Raw genomic sequence first — 19891 nt, forward strand, 5'->3', positions numbered from 1 at the left:
GTCGGGTGATCGCCTGAAAGGTGGACCGGCGGCGTAAAGCCGCCGTCGGTCTCCCCTTGCCTGATTTCCGCATTCGAAACCCTCCGACGCTGCCGGGACAATCATCCATGACCGTCATCGCCGTCCTGCCGAACTCGGTGTCGATCGCTCCCGCCCAGCGCCTCGCGCTTGGCCGCCGCTTTGTCCTGATTTCCTGGACCATGGATGGGGCCCCGGACGGGTCGGCCGCCAGCAGGGAGCCCCTGGGTTCCATCACGCCGGAGATCGGCGGACGCCCGGTGCGCCCGCCCTTCACCACGCTGACCATCAACAATGAATGGGGCGGCCGCCGCATCCTGTCGATTCTTCCGGCTCCGCAAGACCCGTCGGAGCCTATCCGCTTCGTCGCCGGGAACCGTGTCGTCGCCGAACTTCGCGCCGAAGCGGGCGGCGCCGACCTCGACCCGGCGGGGCTGCTCGGCAGCCTGGAGGGACCGGCGCGCCTCCGCGTCCTGCGTTTCTTCTTTGACTTCGCTTGCTCGACCCCGGCGCTGCGCCGCGACGCCGGCTTCGCCGCGCTGTGCCGACGTCTGGTGCTCGACCGCTCAGCCGACCCGGCGACCCTCGCCGTCCGCGCCGAAGCTGGTGGCGGACTGCTGTTGTGCGCCGGCGCCCTGGCGCCGCGGTTCGGCGCAATCACCGGGTTGGTCGTACTGTCCACCGACCGGGTGATCCCGGCACCGTTCGACGCCTGCGTCGGCAACGATCCCGCTGGGCGCGGCCGGGTAGCTTTCGACCTGCTGATCGACCGCGACCTTTGTACGCCGGGCAACCTGTTGGTGGTGCTCGGCGCCAACGGCATGGCCTGCCGGCGTTTTCCCGAGCGCCCGACCGCAGTGCCGACGCTGACCGAGCGGCTGAACGCCCGACCCGATACGCCGGCGGCGGTGCGTCACTATCTACTGTCCTGCATGGCGGAACGCGGTCGCAGCGAGCCGTCCGCCGCGTCGGCCGTCACGGAGTTGCAGGCACTGGCGCCGTTGCCGCGGCGGCAGGCGGCCGACGCAAGGCGTCCGATCGGCGCATCGCTCGACCTCGCCGTCCCGACCGCGGACGGTGGCCTGTTCCTGGCGGGCTGGCTGCATGATCCGCACGGTCTCGCCGCGGATCTGGTGGTGCGCACGCCTTTCGGCGGCGAACGTCGTGTCGACGCCTTTCCGCACCGCTTTCCTCGCGAGGATGTCGCCAAGCTCTATGGCTCCGCGGGCGTCGACCGCAGTGGCTTCGTCCTCCACCTGCCGGGCAGCCCGGAAGCCGGCGAAGCGATGCAGGTCACAGCGGACCTGCGGCTGGCGTCTGGCGGATCGCTTCCCCTGGTGCCGGCGCCGCGCCCGCGTGCCCATGCCGACGCCCGTGCGGCCGTGCTGGGCAGCCTGCCGCCGCGTTTCGCGACGCCGGAACTGCTCCGGACGGTCATCGCGCCGGCTGTCGCCCCTCTGCACGCAGCCCATCTCGCCACCCGCGGCGAACCCGAACTGATCGTCTTCGGCGAGCGACCGGCGGTCCCCCCGGTGTCGGTGATCATTCCGCTCTACCGCACGTTGGAGTTCCTGCGCTTCCAGATCTCCAGCTTCGCCACCGATCCGGCAATGCGCGAGGTCGAACTGGTCTTCGTGCTCGACAGCCCGGAGCAACGCGATGAGGTCGCGCACTTGCTGCGCGGTTTCCATGCGCTCTATGGGCTTCCGATGCTGCTGTTGGTGCAGACAGCCAATTTCGGCTATTCGGCCGCCAACAATGCCGGCGTGGCGACCGCCCGGGGTAACCGGCTGCTGTTCCTCAATTCCGATGTGGTGCCCGACCGTGCCGGCTGGCTGCCGGCGCTGGTTGCGGCGCTCGATGAGCGGCCCGGCACCGGCGCCGTAGGCCCGAAGCTGCTGTTCGACGACGACAGCCTGCAGCATGCCGGCCTCTATTTCGATCGGGACCTGCAGGGAGCCTGGTACAACCATCACTTCTTCAAGGGTCTGCCGCGCGAGTTCGCTCCCGCCTGCCTGCCGCGCCGGGTTCCGGGCGTCACCGGTGCCTGCCTGCTGACCACCAGGGCCATCTATGCAGCCGCCGGCGGTTTCTGCGAGGACTACGTCATCGGCGACTTCGAGGATTCCGACCTCTGCCTGCGTATCCGGGAGCAGGGGCTGGACATTCGCTACACCCCGTCGGTGGAGCTGTATCACCTGGAACGCCGCTCGATCGGCCGCCACCAGGGTTACACCCGGGGAGTCGCCTCCGAATACAACCGCTGGCTCCACGGCCGCCGCTGGGCAGGCCCGATGGCTGAACTGATGGCTCGCGACTGGTTCGCCGGGGACGAGGCGCCTCTCCCGGCCAAGCGAGCCCGCAAGACCCTACAGGTGACCCGATGAACGCGATCGTGCCGACCCCGCAGCTTGCCGTCCTGCGCCGCCAGACCGATCCGCGCCTGGAATGGCTGTGTGCCCACATCGCCCGCAACCGCTTTCTGCCTGTGCCGCCGCCCGAACTGCACTTCATCGGCGACGGCGACTTCCGCGCCATCGGGGCGGAGTTCCTGCGTCATTTCGTCCGGTTGGGTGGCCTGCGCCCCCATCACCGGGTGCTGGAGATCGGCTGCGGTGTCGGCCGCATGGCCCTGCCGCTGACTCAGTACATCGAGTGCGCCTATGACGGCATCGACATCGTGCTGGATGGCATCCGTTGGTGTGCCGACACGATCACCCCGGCTTTCCCGGAGTTCCGGTTCCATCATCTCGACGTCGCCAACGGCCTCTACAATCCGGGCGGCCGGCTCGAAGGCGGGACTGTGTCACTGCCGTTCGGCACCGGTACCTACGACTTCGTCATCCTGACATCGGTCGTCACCCATCTGCGGATTGCCGATACCAAACGCTATGCCGCAGAGATCGGTCGGCTGCTGAAGCCGGGCGGGCGCTGCTTCCTCAGCCTGTTCCTGGCCGATGAAACTGCCCGCACCGGCATCGCCGCCGGCAGCGCACGCCCAGCCTTCAAGGTTGGGCCGGACGTGGAACTGCTGGCCGATCCCGACCATCCCAACGCCGCCGTCGCCTATGACGAGGCGTTCCTGCTCGACCTGTTCGCGGCACACGGCCTACGGCCGGCCCGACAGGTCGCCTACGGGCATTGGAGCGGCCGGCGCGAGGCCGAAAACTTCCAGGATCTGCTCGTGCTGGAGAAGGGGATCGGCCGATGACCCGCCGGCGTCTTCCATTGGTCGCCGCCGGGCAGCCGCTCCCCCGCCCGCCCGCCAACCGGTCGCGCCCGCTGCCGCGTGCCAGTGCAGATCGCCCGCCGCGGATTCTGCTGATCGCGCACAACCATCCGAGCCTGCATCCGGGCGGCACCGAGATCTTCGCCCACGAACTGTTCGGCGGCCTCAAGGCGGCCGGCGCGGAATGCCTGTTCCTGGCCTGCACCAACGATACCCATCGGGCGCCCCGGCCGGGCACCGGCTTCCAGACGCTTGGGCGCAGCGCCGACGAGGTCCTGTTGTGGGCCGGTCATTTCGATCATTTCCACCAAAGCCAGATCGACCTGCACGGGCTGGTGCCCGACCTGTCGAACCTGCTGCGCGCCTTCCGGCCCGACATCGTGCACGTTCACCACACGTTGCTGCTGGGCGTGGAGATGCTTTTCCTGATCCGCCGCGTCTGCCCGGACGCGAAGATCGTCTACACGCTGCACGACTACTACCCGATCTGTGCCAACGACGGGCAGATGGTGACGGCGGCCGACCGGGCGCTGTGCGAGAAGGCCTCACCCGACGCCTGCCATCGCTGCTTCCCCGAACGCCCGGCCGACCAGTTCCTGCTGCGCGAGAAGCACATCAAGGCGATGTTCGGGCTGGTCGACCGCTTCCTGGCGCCGAGCCGCTTCCTGCGCGACCGCTACGTCGCCTGGGGTCTCGATGCCGACCGTATCGAGGTGATGGGGAACAGCCGCCCGGTGGTCGAGCCCGCACCGTCACGCGAGACTGCCGATGGCGGCCGTCGCGACGCCTTCGCCTATTTCGGCAACCTCAATCCTTTCAAGGGCGTCACCGTGGCTTTGGAGGCCGTGGCCAGCATGGCGCGCCAGGGTCTGGCGCCGTCGCTGGCCGTCCATGGCGGCAGCCTGTACCAAGGCCAGGAGTTCCGCGGGCGGCTGTCCGACGCCTTTGAGGCGGCGCGTGGGCTTGCCACCCCCCGCGGCCCGTACCGGCGCGAGGAGATGCCGGCGCTGATGGCGGCGGCCGATTGGGTCGTGATGCCGTCGGTTTGGTGGGAGAACGCCCCTTTGGTGATCCAGGAGGCCTTCCAGCATCGCCGGCCGGTCATCTGCAGCGGCATCGGCGGCATGGCGGAGGCGGTGCGTGACGGTGTCGATGGGCTGCATGTCCGCCCCAACGACCCGGCCGACCTTGCCCGCGTCATGACCCGCGCCATGACCGAACCCGGCCTGTGGGAGCGCCTTTCCGCCAACATTCCCGCCGTCCGTCCAACCGAGGAGGCGGCCTTGCTCCACCTCGCCCTTTACGGCGAGCTCCTGGCATCCATCCCCGCCACACTCACTCAGGGAAGCCGCTAGCGATGAAGGACCGCAGCACCAAGGCCGACATCACCGCCGCCGTCTTGCTGGACGAGGACACGCTGATGCTGTTCGGGGCGATCGACCAGCCCCTGCCGGCCGAGAGCGTGGTCCTGCTGGACGGCACCGCCGACGGCCGGTTCCGCGGCGGCGGCTGGACCGACGGCGCGGGGGAACGGTGGTTCCTGGCGACGATCAGCGTCGGGGGGCTCGCCCACATGCGCCCGTCCCGCATCGAGATTCTCGATGGCGCCGGCGGGCGCCTGTCGCTGCCGCGCCTTTCCAACGTCCGTACCAACCCGGCCCATATGGTCTCGGCCCTGGGGGAGGCGCAGCCGCAGTCGCTGGGTGCCGCGCTCGATGTCGCGGTCCTTTTGATCGCCGAGGACTGCGTATCCGCGGAAGCCGACCGGCACCGCCGCCTGCTTGCCGGCTTGGCGCAGGAGGCGTCGCGCCCGGACGGCTTCGCCGAGGTGCTGGGACGCTTCCGTGATGGTGCCTTGATGGTGCAGGGCTGGTCGCACGGCTTTCCTGCCGGCGACCACCGGGTGCTGGTGGAATCCGACGACCTGCGGGTGCACGCGGCGGCGGCGGCGCCTTTCCACCGCCCGGACCTGCCCGACACCGCGGCAGGCGTCCTGGCGGTGCTCGAGGGGCCGGCGCCATCGCCCGGCGCCATCCGCCGCATCCATTTCCGCGCCGACGACGGGTGGCGCCATCTGGCCATCTTCGAGCACCGACAGATCCTGGCCGACGGCGTTGCCGCAGCCCATGCCCGGGACATGCTGGGCCAACTCCAGGGCGAGCCGGCGCGGCGCGTCGTCGCCACCGCAGTCGCTGCTCGCTACAATGGGGTGGAGACGGTTTCGCAGCTCGACGTTCCGGTGCGCATCGGGCTCGACCTGGCGGTGCGCGTCGTCGGCGCTGGGCTGTTCGTCAGCGGCTGGCTGCTCGATCCCACCAGAGCGGTGCGGGCCGTCACGCTGAAAGGGCCGGGGCTGGCGGTGCGGATCGATGCGGACTGGTCCCGCCAATCCCGCCGCGACGTCAGCGAGGCCTTCGCGCACGATCCCGTGTTCGCCGGCCGGCTGCTTCCGGGAGACGACGGCCACGGCTTCATTGCCTTCGCCCGCGAACCGGCAGGCTTGCCGGCCGGCGCCGACTTCCACCTCGAACTGGCCCTCGCCGACTTTCCCGCATTCCTGCCGCTGCCTTGTCCGCCGGCCGCCGGTGAGGCGATGCGGCGCATGCTGGGGGCCGTCAATCCAGACAGCCCGTCTATCGACCGCATCATCGCAAACCATCTCGGGCCGATGCTGCAGACCGCGTCCGCCGCCGCCCTCGGAAAGGCCGCGCCCGCGACCCTCCACGCCATGGGCCGTACCGTGAAGAGCCCGCGGGTATCGGTGATCCTGCCGGTCTGCGACGGCCGCGAGGATGTCGACTTGAACCTCGCGCGCATGGCCAACGATCCTGACTTTGCCGAGGCCGAGATCCTGGTGGTGGCGGGGGAACGGGCGCATGAGCGACTCGCGGGCATGGTCCGGCAGGCCGCCGGCTTCTACCGGCTGGCTGTCGGCTTCATCGAGGCATCGTTGGCTGCCGACCCGTTCGAGGCGATCGCTGCGGCGCTGCCCCATGCCCGCGCCGACCGGGTGCTGCTGCTCTCGCCGTCGGTTCTCCCGACCGAGCGGGGTTGGCTGTCGGCGCTGGAGCGTGCGATCCGTCGCCCGAATGCTGTCGGCGCCGCGGCACTCGCCCCGGTTATGGCCAGCCCGACCCTGCTGTACGAGGACCATTCGATCCGCTTCGCCGGGATCGTCGCCGTCGAGGGTCCGGGCGGCGCCGTAACCTACGAACGCCGTTTTGCCGGCTATCCACGCGACTGGCTGAGGGAACAGGAGGCGTCCGCCGTGGATGCGGCCTCGGCCGACTGCGCGCTGCTGCCCCGCGACCTGCTGGCACGGGCGCTTGCCGAGCGCGGGCGCTTTCTCGGCGCCGACCTCAAGGGCCTCGATCTCTGCCTGCGGGTACGGGCGGCCGGAGGCTCCTGCCTGTGGCTGCCGAAGCTGCGGCTGGTTGCGGTGGATGAGCAGTCCCGCAGCACCCGCGACCCGCGGCTGGAGCGCATCAGCGCGTTGGTCGACCAGTGGGGCTTTGCGAAGCACTGGAAGGCATCGATCGCGGCCTGAATCGTGGCGCTCAATCACCAACCCTCCCTCCTCCTCTCCGGCAAAGCGGGGGAAGGGAGGGGGTAATAACAGGGACGGGGCCGCAGGCACCGCCAAACTCTCACCTCCGGACAAGGACAAGCGGTCGAACGATGAGCAAGACCAAGCGCGCGTTGATCATCAGCCATGGCCATCCCTCCTTCTCTCTGGGCGGGGGTGAGGTCGCCTCCTACAACCTGCATAACGGCCTCCACGAGTTGCCGGGGTGGGAAAGCCACTATCTGGCCCGTACCGCACCGCCGATCACCCGCCACAGCGGTTCGGCCCTGATGGCGCTGCGCCAGAAGGAGCGGGAAGTCCTCTACTACGCGAACGATTACGACCATTTCCGCCTGTCCAACCGCAACCTGCCGGGGTTGGAGAAGGATTTCGTCCGCTATGTCCGCGACCTCCAGCCGGATGTCGTGAACTTCCATCACTTCCTGGGACTGGGGATCGAGACGATCCAGGCGGTCCGCCAAGCCCTGCCGCGCGTGCCGATCGTCGTGACCCTGCACGAGTATCTGTCGATCTGCCATCACCATGGCCAGATGGTGAAGACCAGCCGCAATGCGCTGTGCTACCGCTCCAGCCCGGCCGACTGCGCCGGCTGTTTCCCGCATATCGGCGAGGCGGAATTCTTCAAGCGCGAGCTGTTCCTGAAGACTTTCCTGGAGCAGGCGGATTTCTACGTCAGTCCGTCCAATTTTCTGATCGACCGCTACGTCGACTGGGGGTTGCCGCGGGAGAAGTTCCGCATGATCGAAAACGGGCTGACCATCGAGGGCGTGGCGCCGCCGCGTCCGCTGGCCCGCGGCGGCAAGCGCAACCGCTTCGCCTTCTTCGGCCAGCTCACCGAGTTCAAGGGCGCGCATCTTCTGGTGGAGGCGGTGTCGCGCCTATCGGAGAAGGCGTGGGGCGAGGACGGTGCGCTGATGATCTTCGGCGGCAACCTGGAACGCCAGCCGGAAGCCTACCAGAAGCGCTTCAACGATGCGGTCGAAAAGGCTGGGGACCGGGTACGCTTCTACGGCAGCTACCGTTCCGCCGAGTTGCCGGGGCTGATGAAGGACGTCGACTGGATGATCATCCCGTCGATCTGGTGGGAGAATTCGCCGGTGGTGATCCAGGAGGCCTTTCTGCATGGCCGGCCGATCATCGCCAGCAACATCGGCGGCATGGCGGAAAAGGTGACCCACGGCGTCGACGGCTTGAACTTCCGCAACGGCAGCGTCGAGGATCTGGTGGACCGCATGACCGAGGCGCTGACCACCCCCGACCTGTGGGACCGGCTGCGCCTGCGCATCCGCCGCCCGATCGACCGTGCCGAATGCGCCCGCCAGCATGCCGAGCTGTTCGACGCGCTGCTGGTCCGTGCGGCCGGCTCTGCCACCCTTCCCGAACGCGCCGTCGCGCAGCGATCGTGACTGGCCGCCAAGACCCCGTTCCGCCCGGCCGCCAGCCGGGCACCCGTCATCCCGCACAGTTGCTTCATTCAGGGAGAGCCGCCTTGGCCAACATCCTCGTCATGATTCCGTCGGGCGAAGTCTATGATCATGACTGCGTGCGCTGGTACAACCACAGCGACATCCAGCGCAGCATCAACCACTATCACAACATCGGTGACGCCTTCGTCTATGACTCCTCGCTGAAGCTGCTGGCGTACGACAAGCTGGATGTGCTGGAGATCCGCGAGTTCCGCCAGGACGTCGTCGACCGCATCAACGCCGAGTATGATTATGTCTTCCTGCGCGGCAGCAACTATATCCATGACTCGATGGACTGGCCGGCGGCCACACTGCAGGTCCTCTCCAAGCTCCGCATCCCGGTGATCGGCTTTGGTGTCGGTGCCCAGGCGCCGGCGACCGGCAAGCTGCAGCTCACCGAGGAAAGCAAGCGCATCTGGCGGACCATCGCCGACAAGTCGGCGACGCTCGGCGTCCGCGGCACCTACACGGCCGAGGTGCTGTGGGACCTCGGCATCAAGAACACCCGCATCGTCGGCTGCCCCACCGCTTTCCGCAACCGCGATCCGGAACTGCGGATCGACCTTCCGGCATTGGACAGCGTGCGCAAGGTCGGCGTCACCATGCGCCGCGAGGTCTCCAAGCACTACTCGCCGGATGTCCGCAAGTATCTTGAACGCCACCGCGATTTCGTCAAGGACGTGTCCCGCCGCTTCGACACCGTGCTGATGATGCAGGGCGAGGTCGAGGAAAAGAAGCTGATGTGGGGCACCGACGAACAAAAGGCCGAGGCATGGACCCAGCTTCACGAGAACGACTGGCTGAGGCAGTGGTACTTCGACGAGGAGATGGACGGGCTGTACCGCAACCGACTGTGGTATTCGGATGTCGTCGCCGACTATGAGAGTCTCGTCCGGTCGAAGGACCTGGTGCTCGGCTATCGCCTCCACGGCAACCTCATGGCCCTGTCCAACGGCACGCCGTCTGTCTACTTCAGCTACGACAGCCGCACCGCCGAGTTCGCGGAGACCTTCGCGATCCCCTGCTACAATGTTTATTCCGACAAGCCTTTCGTGCTTGAGGAGTACTGGGACCAGGCGCTGTTCGAGAAGTTCAACCGCACCTATTATCAGCGTTACCGCGACATGCGGGAATTCCTGGACGAGAACTACATCCCGCACCGCATGCCGAGTCACACCCTCCGCCGGACGGTCGAGCGCAAGGCCGCGTAAGCCGCCTTGCACAGGTGAAACTCCCCTCTCCATCCTGGGGAGGGGGCGATGACGGGAGGCCGGCGATGGGCGGCGTGCCTTCCCGCAAACCAACTGGAGAGGGTGTCATGTCCGCCACCGCGAAGATCGTCGACCTGCACGAGGCTTCGGCCGAGGCCGGTCCGCAGCCGGCCGCGATCGAGGGCCACATCGACGCCGTGCAGGACGGCCGGCTCTTCGGCTGGGCCTGGGATCGCAACCATCCGGGCGACCGGCTGACGGTGGAACTCCGGCTGGAGCGCGACGGCGGGCCGCCTTTGTCCCTGACACGGGTGGCGGCCGACCGGCCGCGCCCCGACCTCGCCGGCGGCGGCATCGGTGACGGCGCCCATGCCTTCGAAGCCGAGCTGGCCCTGCCGGAAGGTGCGGATCCGGTGCGGGTGGTGGCGGTCGTCGGCAGTCCCAGCACGGGCGAGACCACGATCTTCGCTCAGCCGAGCCCGGAGGACCAGAGGCTCGACCGCCTGCTGGGGCAGCATCTTCAGCGCCTGTCCGAGCGGATCGACGCTCTGCGCCGCGACCAGCGGCAGCTCGCTGCCGGGCAGCAGGCGCTGGGACGCCTCACGCGGGAAGCGGGCGAGGGGGTGGCCGCGCTGCGGGCCGATGCCGGACGAGCGGAGACGGCGCAGGGCGAGCATCATGACGCCGTCGTCGACGCGGTCGCCGGCCCGCTGCGGGAGCTGTCCGAGCGCATCGGGGGGCTTGAGGTCTTCCTGATGCGCATGGACCAGAGCCTGCGCACCCTGGACAGGTTGCTCGCCGACAAATCCGGCAGTCCGGGCTGGCCGCCTGTCGTGGCCGTTCTGGCCTCCGCCGGTGCGTTCCTTGCGGCTATGGCCGGCATGCTGCTGTTCCGCTGAGCCGGAGGGTTCCGCTACACGGAAGGTCAGGCAACCGTGGGGGCTTGGCGGGTGTTGACATCCTGCGGCCGTTCGCGGGCCGCGTGGTGCCAATGACCGGAGCCAGCCCATCATGCTCGACGGAGCCCCCGTCGCCGTCCTCTCGCCGGACCATCCGGCACTTCCCGATGTCCTGACGGTCCGCAGCGAAGGTGAACTGGCCGTACGGCTGGCGTCGCTCGCCCGCCGCCCGGGCGGATTGCTGATGCTCGCCCGCAGCGACGGGCGCGCAGCCCGGCTCGCCCGCTTGGCTGGCGATCTCGCACCCAGCCTGGAGGTCATCCTGCTGCCGATCGACGAAACGGCGGCCGGGGACCGCGCCGCACCGTCGCGGTCGGTCCTCGGGCGCCGGGCTGCAGGATTGATGGCCTTGGCCGAGGGCTATGGCCGGGAGCGGCCCGGCGGGCTGCTGGTGGTCGCCTCGGCGGACCTCGCCTTGCAGCGCCTGCCACCATCGGAGAATTGGCGCGATGGCCGCTTTCGTTTGACGGAAGGGATGAGGTTCGACGAGGCCGCTTGGCGCGGCTGGTTCGCCCGAACCGGTTACGTTCTGGACGACCGGGTCGACGAGCCGGGTGAGGTCGCGATTCGCGGCGCGGTGGTTGAGGTGTTTCCCGGCGACGGCGACCTCCCCGTCCGCTGCGACATCGCCGACGGCGTGGTGCGCGACCTGCGCCTCTACGATCCCGTCTCCCAACGCTCGATCGCTGCCATCGAGGAGGTGACGCTGTCGCCCGTCACCGACCTGGTCACCAGCCCAGGCGTCCTGGACCGGCTGGCGACCAAGCTCGCGTTGCTTGGAACCACCTTTCCGACCGAACTTCGTGAGGCGGTGGAGGAGGGCAGGCGGCCCTACGGCTTCGACCTCCAGCTTCCCAATGCCTTCGATGAGTGTCCGCTCCTGCTGGACCTGCTGCCGAACGCGGCGGTGATGCTGGATGCCGGCGCCGGGGACCGGATCGAGGCCCGCATCGCCGATCTTTCCGTCGCCGATCTGGCCACCGACGGGTTGCAGCGCCGGCTCCGCGGCGGCGTGTCGACGGACCTGCCGGTTCCCGCCATCGAGCGGCGGCTGATCGATGCGGCAACCCTCGACGCCATGCTTGCCGCGCGTCGAACCGCTTCGGTGGAATTCGTGCAAGACGGCAAGGCTGACGCCGTGAGCGAACCGGCGCGGACGGAACGCACCCTGTTGCGGCGTGCCGGCGCCTTGCTGGCCGAGGGGGCTCCGGTCCTTCTCGCCGCCGCCGGCCGGGAGGAGGCCAAACGCCTGGCCGGGCGGGCGGACCGAGGCCTGGGGCGGGAGGTGACCCTGCTCGACCGCTGGCCAGAAGCACCGCTGCCGGGTGGAAGCTGCGCGGTCATGGCCCTATGGTCCGCCGAAGGATTCGTCTGCGACGGCATGACCGTCCTGGTGGCGCCTCGCCACGGTGAGGAAAACGCCGGCGAGGCAGCGGCCCGGGCGCCGCTTGCGCCGTCGGAATTGGCGCCCGGAGACTTCGTCGTCCACCTCGATTACGGGATCGGCCGGCTGGTCGGGTTGGAGACGGTCGACGGGGACGGCGCCGCAGCCGACTTCCTCGTTCTGGAGTATGCCCATGACGACCGGCTGCTGGTGCCGACCGCCGATTTCGACCGGCTGTGGCGCCACGGTTCGTCGGACAGCGGTGCCCGTCTCGACAGCCTGAAGAATGCCGGCTGGCTCGATCGCCGCGCCGCGCTGGAGGCAGAGATCGCCGAAACCGCCAAAGGCATGATGCGGGCCGCCCGCCAGCGGCTGAGGGAGGTTGCGCCGGCGGTCGATCCGCCGGCCGACCGTATGCGCCGTTTCGGCGCGCGCTTCGGCTTCGACCCGACGGAGGGGCAGCGCCGCGCCATCCATGCGGTGCTGGATGCGATGCGGCAGGGCCATCCGATGGACCATCTGGTCTGCGCCGACGTCGGCTATGGCAAGACGGAAGTGGCCCTGCGCGCCGCGGCGTCCGCGGCCTTCTGCGGCCTGCAGGTCGCGGTGCTGGCGCCGACCTCGGTGCTGGCGCGCCAGCACCTCGACGTCTTTCGCCGCCGCTTTGCCGGATTCGGCGTCCGTATCGAGCCGCTGACCGGCGCCATGCCGAAGGCGGACCAGGAACGGGTGCGCGGCGGGCTGGCCGATGGGTCCGTCGGCATCGTGATCGGCACGCATGCATTGCTGTCGAAGACTGTGCGGTTCCATCGGCTGGGCCTGATGGTGGTCGACGAGGAGCAGCGCTTCGGTGCCGCCCAGAAGCAGGCGCTGCGGCGGCGGACCCGTGGTGCCCACTGCTTGGCGCTCAGCGCCACGCCGATCCCCAGGACGCTCCAAGGGGCTTTGGCCGGCCTGCGCGGCCTCAGCATCATCGACACGCCCCCGGCGCGGCGCCGGCCGGTACGCACGGCGGTGATGCCACGGGATGCATCCACCGCCCGCGCTGCCCTGCTGCGCGAACTGGGGCGCGGCGGGCAGGCATTCTGCGTCACCCCGCGCATCGCCGACCTGAAGGAGTTGGAAGCCTGGGTGCGCACACTGGTTCCGCACGCGCGCATCTCCGTGGCGCACGGCCGGCTGGGGGCCGCGGCGCTGGATGACGCCGTGATCGACTTCGTCGATGGTCGGTCGGATATCCTGGTGGCGACACCGATCATCGAATCCGGCATCGACATTCCGCGGGCCAACACGATGCTGCTGTTCCGCCCCGACCTTTTCGGCCTGGGGCAACTCCATCAGTTGCGTGGCAGGGTCGGGCGCGGGGCGGTGCAGGGCTACGCCTACATGCTGACCGACCCTGAGCATCCGCTGGAGGAACAGGCAACCCGCCGCCTCGGCTCGCTCGAGGTGATCGAGAGCCTCGGCGGCGGCTTCGTGCTGAGCATGCTCGATCTCGACCAGCGCGGTGCCGGCGACCTGCTGGGCGAAGACCAGAGCGGTCATCTGCGGGCAGTGGGGACCGAGCTGTACCAGCGCATTCTCGCCGATGCGCTGAGCCGGCTTCGTCGCCAACCCGACCGTCGCTGGGAGCCGGAGGTGACGGTGGCGGTGCCCCACTGCATTCCCGCCTCCTACATCCCGGAGGAGGAGCTGCGGATCGGCCTGCACCGCCGCATCGCCAGAAGCAGTGAGGCCGGTGACCTGGATGCCCTGTACGAGGAGGTCGAGGACCGCTTCGGTCCTTTGCCGGAGCCCGTCGAACGCCTGTTGGCCATTGCAGCCCTGCGTTGCCGCTGCCGGGCGCTGGGCATCGCCACGCTGGGTGCAGGCCCATCGGGGGTGGCGCTCACCCTGCACAGCGCCGGCTCCGACCCCAGGCGCGCGGAACGGCGCGCCGCGACACTGGCCAAACGCTCCGGCGGGCTGTTGAGGGCGCAGGAGGATCGCTTGAGCGCCGCGCTGGAGGCTGCGGACGGCGGCGCCCGGCTCGCCAATGCCCTACGGGTTCTCGACTGTGTCGAGGAGATCGTACGCAAGGCGCAGCGGCGCAAGCGGTCTGGCTGACCTTGTCCGCGGGGGAGGGGGAAAGCAATTCGGGAGCAAGCGGCGGAGTGCGCCGTCGTCCATGTCGTTCCAGATTGGCGTCCAACCCCGCCGGCAACGCCGGTATGGTTCTGGATGGGAGAGGAAGCCATGACCGCTGCACCCGATACCGAAAGTCCGGGCACTGAAACGCTGGACCCCCGCCCCCTGGATGCCGAGCGCTGGGACGCTCTGCGCCGGCGCGACCCCACCGCCGATGGCCGGTTCGTCTATGCCGTGCGTAGCACCGGCGTCTATTGCCGGCCGAGCTGCGCGGCGCGACCGGCGCGGCGTGAGAACGTCGTCTTCTTCGCCAGCAACGCGGAGGCCGAACAGGCGGGCTTTCGTCCGTGCAAGCGCTGCCGTCCGGACGGAGCCAGTCAGGCGGAACGGTGGGCCGAACTCGTCGCCCGTGCCTGCCGCCTGATCGATGAGGCGGAGGAGGCTCCGGCACTGGGCGGGCTGGCCGAGGCGGTCGGGATGAGCCCCCACCATTTCCATCGCGTCTTCAAGCAGCTCACTGGCGTGACGCCGCGGGCCTATGGCGCTGCCTGCCGCGCTGCCCGGGTCGCCGGCAGCCTGCCCACCTCCGCAAGCGTGACCGAAGCGATCTATGAAGCGGGTTACGCCTCGTCCGGGCGCTTCTACGAGGCGGCCGGCGCGCGGCTGGGGATGACGCCGACCGCCTTCCGCCGGGGCGGGCAAGGGGAGACGATCCGCTTTGCCGTCGGGGCCTGCAGCCTGGGCGCCATCCTGGTGGCGGCCACTGGGCGCGGGGTATGCGCCATCACGCTGGGGGAGGATCCGGATGCGCTGGTCCGCGACCTCCAGGAACGCTTCCCGAAGGCCGAGCTGATCGGTGGGGATGCGGCATTCGAGGCGATGGTTGCCCAGGTGGTCGGCTTCGTCGAGGCGCCCGGGACCGGGCTGGACCTGCCGCTTGACATCGGGGGCACGGCGTTCCAGCAACGGGTCTGGCAGGCACTGCGGGCTGTCCCGCCCGGCCGGACCGTCACCTACACCGACATCGCCCGCGCCATCGGCGCGCCGGCGGCTGTGCGGGCCGTGGGAGCCGCCTGCGGCGCCAATCCCATCGCCGTGGCGATCCCCTGCCACCGGGTGGTGCGCACGGACGGGGCGCTTGCCGGCTATCGCTGGGGCGTGGAGCGCAAGCGCGCCCTGCTGCGGCGCGAGAGCGAGGAGGCATCGCGATGACGTCGCCCGCCTCCGCTTGCGTCATGCCGGCCGGCCGGCTCGCCGCCCTGGTGGACGGGCTCGACTGGGAGCGCATCGGCGCCGATCTGGACGAGGCTGGCCACGCCCTGACCGGGCCATTGCTGACGCCGTCGGAATGTTCCGGACTGTCGGCGCTCTATGAGCACGATCAACCCTTCCGCAGCCGCGTGGTGATGGAGCGGCACGGCTTCGGCAAGGGCGAGTACAAGTACTTCGCCGACCCGCTGCCGGAAGCAGTGGCCAACCTGCGGGCGCTGCTCTATCGGCGACTGGCACCGGTCGCCAACCGCTGGGCGACGGCGATGGCGCTCGACCACCGCTACCCGGCGGACCATGGCGAGTTCCTCGATCGTTGCCATGCCGCGGGGCAGCGGCGGCCGACTCCGCTGCTGCTGAAATACCGCCCCGGCGACTACAACTGCCTGCACCAGGATCTCTACGGCGAGACGGTGTTCCCGCTGCAGATGGCGGTCCTGCTGTCGGTGCCGGGCACCGACTTCTCCGGCGGTGAGTTCGTCCTGACGGAACAGCGCCCGCGGATGCAGTCGCGCGCCACCGTCGTTCCGCTGTCGCAGGGGATGGGGGTGGTCTTCGCGGTCGACCAGCGCCCGGTACAGGGCATACGCGGCACCTACCGCGTCCGCCACCGACACGGCGTCAGCCTGCTGCGGTCGGGCGAGCGCTTCATGCTCGGCATCATCTTCCACGACGCCGCGTGAGGCCCGTTCAGCCCGCGGCCGGAGCCCGCGAGCCCATGCCGCGGGCAGGGGAGTAACCGCGCACCGCCAGCGCTGCGAACAGCAGCGTCGCCCCGGCCACCACCGCCAGCCCTTGGCCGTCGAGCTGGCCGTAAAGCGCGAAGCGGATCAATTCGACGCCGTGGGTGAAGGGGTTGAGGCTGCAAAGCCACCACAGCAGCGGCCCGGCCTCCTCCATCCGGTAGAGCGGGTAGAGAGCGGAGGACAGGAAGAACAGCGGGAAGACGACGAAATTCATCACGCCGGCGAAATTCTCAAGCTGGCGGATGGTGGATGCCAGGACCATCCCCAACGCCCCCAGCATCAGCCCGTTCAACAGCAGTGCAGGCAGCACCGTCAGCGGTGCCATAGTCGGCAGGTCGATGCCATAGAGCCGGACGATCAGCAGGAAGGCCGCCACCTGCAGCACCGACACCACGACCCCTCCCAGCAGGCGTGCCATCAGCAGGAAGCCGCGTGGCAGCGGGCTGGTCAGCAGCACGCGCATGCTGCCCATCTCACGGTCGTAGACCATCGACAGTGATCCCTGCATGCCGTTGAACAGTTGGATCATGCCGATCAGCCCCGGCACGATGTAGACCTCGTAAGGGATGTAGGTCTCGTAGGGCGGGATGATCGCGATGCCCAGCGCGGCGCGGAAGCCGGCGGCGAAGACGAACAGCCAGACCAGCGGACGCACCAGCGCCCCCAGGAAACGTTCGCGCTGGTGGACGAAGCGCAGCACCTCGCGCGCCACGATCCCGCGCAACGCGATCAGCCAGATGGTCATGCCGCCGCTTCCCCGATCGACGAGGATTCCTTGGCCGGCCGCGTCGCGGTCAGCCGGTCGAAGGCTTCCGCCACCGTGGCGCAGCCGGCTGCGGCGCTCACCGCGGGCGCAGCGCCGCTCGCCCGCACGCGTCCGCGGTGCAGCACCACCACATGATCGGTGGCGGGATCGATCTCGTCGATCAGGTGGGTTGCCCACAACACCGCGATGCGGTCGCCGTCGTCGCCAGTGCCGTCGCCTGCGCACAGCGCGTGGACGTGGCGGATCAGGGTGCGCCGGGCTGGGATGTCGAGCCCGACCGTCGGCTCGTCGAGCAGCAGCAGGCTGGGGCGGTGCAGCAGGGCGCGGGCGATCTCCGCCCGGCGGCGATGGCCACCGTTCAGCGCCCGGACCTTTTCCCCGGCCCGCTCGTACAGCGAAAGCCGCACCAGTTCGGCTTCAATCCGCCGGTTGGCCTCACGCCGGCCTATGCCGTGCAGGGCGGCGAAATAGCGCAGGTTCTGCATGACCGTCAGGTCGAGGTCGAGGGTCGGCTGCTGGAACACCACGCCCATGCGCGCCAGGGCCTTTCCGGGCTCAAGGGCGATGTCGTGGCCGTGGATGCGCACATGCCCGGCGGTCGGTCGCAGCAGGCCGGTGGCGAGGGCGAACAGCGTGCTCTTGCCGGCGCCATTGGGGCCGAGCAGGCAGGTGAAATGCCCGGGCATCACCGTGAAGGCGGCGTCCTCCAGCGCCATGCGCCCGCCGCCGTAGCTGTGGCGCAATCCCGCCGCCTCCAGTGCCGGAACCGTCATCCGCCTCATCCTTTCACCGCGACGCCCCAGGGATAGCGGCCGACCTTGATCGACTTGGTGACCGTCAGGCTGTCGATGTCGATGACCGACACGTCGCCGCTGACCCCGTTGGTGGTGTAGAGGGTCTTCTGGTCGGGCGTCAGCGCGAGCTGCCAGACGCGCCGGCCGACCAGCAGGTAGTCCTTCACCTCGTAGGTTTTGGCATCCACCACCGCGACATGGTTGGCCGGCCCGAGCGCGACGAAGGCGTAGCGGCCGTCGTCGGTCAGCTTGACCCCCACCGGCTGGATGCGGTCCTTGGACACGCCCTTGATGCGGAAGTCGATGACCTTCTGGACCTTGTGCGTCGCGCTGTCGACCACGCTGACGGTGCCGCCGATCTCCGACGACACCCAGAGCTGTGCCCCGTCCCTGGTGAACTGGGCGTAGCGCGGGCGCGGGCCGACCAGGGTGTTGTCGACCACGGCGCGCTTCTCCATGTCGATCCAGTGGACCATGCTGGTCGTCTCGGAGGTGTTGACGCCCCAGCGGCCGTCCGGGCTGACGTCCATCCCCTCGGGCTCCACCCCGACGTCGACCTGGAAGGCGACCTTGCGCGACGGCACGTCCACCACGGTGACGATGTTGCTGTCCTCATTGGCGATGAACAGGCTTTTCCCGTCGGGGCTGAGGGCGAACTGCTCCGGATCCTCGCCCGACGGCAGGTTGTGGATCACCTTCTTGCTGGCGAGGTCGAGAACCTGGACGGCATGGTCGTCGCTGGCGCAGATGAAGAGCTGCGAGCCGTCCTTGGACAGGGTGATGCCGCGTGGCCGCTTTCCCACCTTGATGGTGTCGGTCACGGCCATGGTCTTGCCGTCGATGATCGACAGCGAGTTGTCCTTCTCGTTGGACACATAGATCGTCTGGGCGCCCGCGGCACCGGCCAGGCCGGCGGCCAGGAGGGCAGGGAGGATCGAGGCGGCGATGCGGCGGGAGGCGGTGCGGGAGGCGGTCATGGCGTCTTCTTCCCTCGGGTCTTGCAGGGCGTTTCCGGCTGGTCGTAGCCGAGCGTGTCCAATTCTGTGCGGGGGTGCAGGAAACCGTCCTGGGGCGACACCGAGACGACCGAACGGTCGGCCGCCAGCAGCACCGGCTGGCGGAGCTGCCCGTCCCAGGCGCGCAGGCTCAATGGCGCCCCCCGGAAGGCGGACATCGTGAAGTCAGGCGCTTGGATGGCGGCGATCAGGCGGTCCGGATCGGCTTGGTGGCTGCGGGCCGCCGCCTCGCCGATGACGCGCACGGCGGTCCAGTCATTGTGGTCGCGGGGCGTCATCTGCCGCTTTGCCGCCGCCTTGAAGCGCGACTGGAGTTGGGCGGCACCCCACTGCTCATGGGTGCGGTGCCAGACGGTGGGAACGAGGCCCTGGGTGCCGGCAACCGGCCGTGGATCGGCGGTGCGGTATGAGAGATAGTCGCCGAACTCTCCCACTTCGTCGGCGACGACCAGCACGTCGTAGCCTTTGGTCTGGGTGAAGACCGGAATCTCCGCTTCGGCCGTGCGGTTGACGTCGCTGTCGGCGGTCCACTCCTTCTCCGCGACGATCTGGGCCCCGAAGCGCTTGGCGGCGCGTCGGACGGCCTCGGCGTAGAGCTTGTCCTCCGGGCGCCGGCCGGTGACCAGGAACCAGCGCGACCAGCGCTTCTTCACCAGATACTGGCCCAGCGCGTCGGCCAGCATGGCGCGGCTCGGCGCGACGTGCAGCAGGTTGGTCGCGCAGGAGGCACCGCGCAGGGAATCGTCCGGCGCCGTGGCGTTCAGCAGCAGGAGGTTGGCCGCCTCGGGCAATCGCGCCAGGGCCTCGACCGTCGCGCCCGGCGCGTCGATGACGATGAAGCGGGCGCCGCGGCCTGCCAGTTCGCGCAGGGCCACCGCCGCGTCGCCGTCCGGCGCCACAGTCACCGGATCCAGGAGGAAGGACTGGCTCAGGAACTTGCCGGTGGTGTTGTTGTCGGTGATGGCGAGCATCGCCCCCGCGAGCCCATCGTCGTTTGCCGGCACGTCGGGATCGGCGACCGATGCCGGCGGCTCGGGCGTCTGCGACAGCAGGCCGATGCGGATCTCCTGCGCCGCATGGGCGGCGGGTGCGACAGCCACGAGCATGATTGCGAGCGCCGTCCGGGAAACGGTGCGGAACAGGAAGGGCAGGCGGCGCTGGATCATCATACCCGTCGGGCGGCAAACAATTGGGTTTCCACCCTATCTGCCGCCACCGATACCTGAAATGCGACTATGGAAGGATGGACAGGACGGGCGGCACCGGCGGCAGGCCTCTTGTACGAAAGTCCAATTATTGGCGTTGCGGAGCAACGCTATC

14 protein-coding genes are annotated in these 19891 nt (G+C 69.2%); 10 read left to right on the forward strand and 4 right to left on the reverse strand.

What is annotated here, in order from left to right; genetic code table 11:
• Window positions 1-107: 107 nt before the first annotated feature.
• From J2850_RS08315 to J2850_RS08360, 10 genes are all read left to right on the forward strand, one after another.
• Window positions 108-2405 carry a glycosyltransferase gene (locus J2850_RS08315; RefSeq protein ID WP_209980517.1) on the forward strand — a complete coding sequence of 766 codons (2298 nt, stop codon included), beginning with the start codon at window positions 108-110 and terminating at the stop codon, window positions 2403-2405.
• A complete protein-coding gene (locus tag J2850_RS08320) occupies window positions 2402-3229 on the forward strand; it encodes a class I SAM-dependent methyltransferase (protein WP_209980519.1) in 828 nt (275 codons plus the stop codon). Before J2850_RS08315 ends, J2850_RS08320 begins: the two co-directional genes overlap by 4 nt.
• The gene (locus J2850_RS08325) at window positions 3226-4602 is read left to right on the forward strand and encodes a glycosyltransferase family 4 protein (protein WP_209980521.1); all 1377 of its coding nucleotides are present in this window, start codon (window positions 3226-3228) and stop codon (window positions 4600-4602) included. The genes J2850_RS08320 and J2850_RS08325 overlap by 4 nt, the downstream gene beginning before the upstream one ends.
• 2 nt (window positions 4603-4604) lie before the next feature.
• Window positions 4605-6794 carry a hypothetical protein gene (locus J2850_RS08330; RefSeq protein WP_209980522.1) on the forward strand — a complete coding sequence of 730 codons (2190 nt, stop codon included), beginning with the start codon at window positions 4605-4607 and terminating at the stop codon, window positions 6792-6794.
• A 131-nt stretch (window positions 6795-6925) separates the two neighbouring features.
• On the forward strand, window positions 6926-8239 hold the full coding sequence (locus J2850_RS08335) for a glycosyltransferase family 4 protein (protein WP_209980525.1): 1314 nt from the start codon (window positions 6926-6928) through the stop codon (window positions 8237-8239).
• An 83-nt stretch (window positions 8240-8322) separates the two neighbouring features.
• Complete coding sequence (locus tag J2850_RS08340; protein WP_209980526.1) at window positions 8323-9510, forward strand: polysaccharide pyruvyl transferase family protein; 1188 nt, start codon at window positions 8323-8325, stop codon at window positions 9508-9510.
• Window positions 9511-9617: 107 nt separating this feature from the next.
• Complete coding sequence (locus J2850_RS08345; protein WP_209980528.1) at window positions 9618-10409, forward strand: hypothetical protein; 792 nt, start codon at window positions 9618-9620, stop codon at window positions 10407-10409.
• Window positions 10410-10521: 112 nt separating this feature from the next.
• Complete coding sequence (locus J2850_RS08350) at window positions 10522-13959, forward strand: DEAD/DEAH box helicase (protein ID WP_209980531.1); 3438 nt, start codon at window positions 10522-10524, stop codon at window positions 13957-13959.
• A 129-nt stretch (window positions 13960-14088) separates the two neighbouring features.
• Entirely contained in the window at window positions 14089-15192 is a 1104-nt protein-coding gene (gene ada, locus J2850_RS08355; RefSeq protein ID WP_246512901.1) for a bifunctional DNA-binding transcriptional regulator/O6-methylguanine-DNA methyltransferase Ada, read from the forward strand.
• Window positions 15189-15932 (forward strand): 2OG-Fe(II) oxygenase, encoded by a 744-nt coding sequence (locus J2850_RS08360; protein ID WP_246512902.1) that lies wholly within the window; start codon window positions 15189-15191, stop codon window positions 15930-15932. The genes ada and J2850_RS08360 overlap by 4 nt, the downstream gene beginning before the upstream one ends.
• Before the next feature lie 7 nt (window positions 15933-15939).
• Here J2850_RS08360 and J2850_RS08365 read toward each other — a convergent pair whose 3' ends face one another.
• The 4 genes from J2850_RS08365 to J2850_RS08380 are packed head-to-tail and all read right to left on the reverse strand — an operon-like array spanning window position 15940 to window position 19740.
• Window positions 15940-16740: an ABC transporter permease gene (locus tag J2850_RS08365; RefSeq protein WP_209980538.1), complete on the reverse strand. Its 801-nt coding sequence runs from the start codon at window positions 16738-16740 to the stop codon at window positions 15940-15942.
• Window positions 16737-17534 carry an ATP-binding cassette domain-containing protein gene (locus J2850_RS08370; RefSeq protein ID WP_209980540.1) on the reverse strand — a complete coding sequence of 266 codons (798 nt, stop codon included), beginning with the start codon at window positions 17532-17534 and terminating at the stop codon, window positions 16737-16739. Before J2850_RS08370 ends, J2850_RS08365 begins: the two co-directional genes overlap by 4 nt.
• A gap of 5 nt (window positions 17535-17539) precedes the next feature.
• On the reverse strand, window positions 17540-18532 hold the full coding sequence (locus J2850_RS08375) for a YVTN family beta-propeller repeat protein (protein ID WP_209980541.1): 993 nt from the start codon (window positions 18530-18532) through the stop codon (window positions 17540-17542).
• Window positions 18529-19740, reverse strand: a complete 1212-nt coding sequence (locus tag J2850_RS08380) for an ABC transporter substrate-binding protein (protein WP_246512903.1) — start codon at window positions 19738-19740, stop codon at window positions 18529-18531. The genes J2850_RS08375 and J2850_RS08380 overlap by 4 nt, the downstream gene beginning before the upstream one ends.
• Window positions 19741-19891 lie beyond the last annotated feature (151 nt).

It is taken from the genome of Azospirillum picis (genome assembly GCF_017876115.1).
Taxonomy (GTDB): domain Bacteria; phylum Pseudomonadota; class Alphaproteobacteria; order Azospirillales; family Azospirillaceae; genus Azospirillum; species Azospirillum picis.